The organism is Mesorhizobium sp. LEGMi-168a, from assembly GCF_058312955.1.
The window spans coordinates 1-1,141 of record NZ_JBZEGV010000130.1 but is presented as its reverse complement, the minus strand read 5'-3'; the positions used below and the strand labels follow the sequence as shown (position 1 = coordinate 1,141).

General features: G+C 57.6%; 1 protein-coding gene. It reads left to right on the top strand.

Going from position 1 to position 1,141, the window contains the following annotated elements; translation table 11 throughout:
• The first annotated feature begins 749 nt into the window (after positions 1 to 749).
• A complete protein-coding gene (locus AC4FWB_RS34395; protein ID WP_491030652.1) occupies positions 750 to 1,109 on the top strand; it encodes an NAD(P)H-dependent flavin oxidoreductase in 360 nt (119 codons plus the stop codon).
• The last annotated feature ends 32 nt before the right edge of the window (positions 1,110 to 1,141 follow it).

Sequence of the window (1,141 nt, the reverse complement as noted above, 5' to 3'; positions counted from 1 at the left end):
AAACGTCGTCGGAGAGGACCGATGGGGAACGTCGTGCTGCATTCGATTTATAACCTTTGATGTTGCCGACCATAAACTCACGGCGATCGCTGCTGCTTTTTGGTCTGAACGAGCGGCGTTATCGAACGTGTTGTTGAGGTTTGCTTCGTAACGTGAATGCCATGCAGCTAGCTGGTGACTAATTTCGCATTGGACGAGTTGCCATACTCGGGGCTCATCTTGATGCCTGCCAACCTGCCAGGGAGGGTCGACCCGAGTACATCAAAGACGCGCATATTGGCCAGATGCGTCAACGTATCGATCGATTATGCAGCTGGGTCGCGGTGAGTGCATCCTGCGAGCAAACAGCCATCATCTCCACCACCCTGCTGAACACTTCACGGCCTTCGGCAATCATCATCCCGGTGTGGCTCGTGGCGAGGCCTTCCATCCGCCGGAATCTGGATCAGCCCGCAGCGGGACCCGATGAATCAGCCGGCAAACAGCGACGTGTGGATCCGAAGGTCCCCGATGCGTATCGTCCCAGGCATTGCCAGCCGCGCGCCCGACAGAACGACCGCTCCGTAGCCAAATGGTCCTTCATCCGCGCTGCCGAAGATCTATCGGCTATCCTGTAGTGGTTTCGCCAGTTCCAGGCTGACGCTATCACGAGGTGCGCGCCTTGCCGTGGCGCAAAAAATCATCTGGCGCATGATTTTATTTCGGATTTTCAGCCGGACGCCCGACTATGGCGAGCTCAATTTTGAAGCTTGGAAGCGTTTGTCAGAGCGGTTCGCTCGATCTTTGATGGACCGGTGGGCCTCGCCGGCGGCATATCCGACGGCTATGCACTTTGGGCAGCACAGGTGCTGGGGTGCGAGTTCGGTATGATGGGTACGCGTTTCATCGCGACGCATGAGAGCTTGGCGCCGCCGGGGCACAAGAAGTTGGTCGTCCATTCCGGGATCGACGACATCCAGCTAACGAAGGCAATCAATGGATTCGATGCCAATTACCTGCGGCCGTCGATCCTGAAAGCCGGGCTCGATCTCGCCGAACTGGAAATACCGCTGAGCGGTGAAGAAGCACGCAAGAGCTTCCGGGCCGATCTAGCAGGCAAAGGGCCGTAGCGTTGGGCCGAGATTTGGAGCGCCGGTCATAC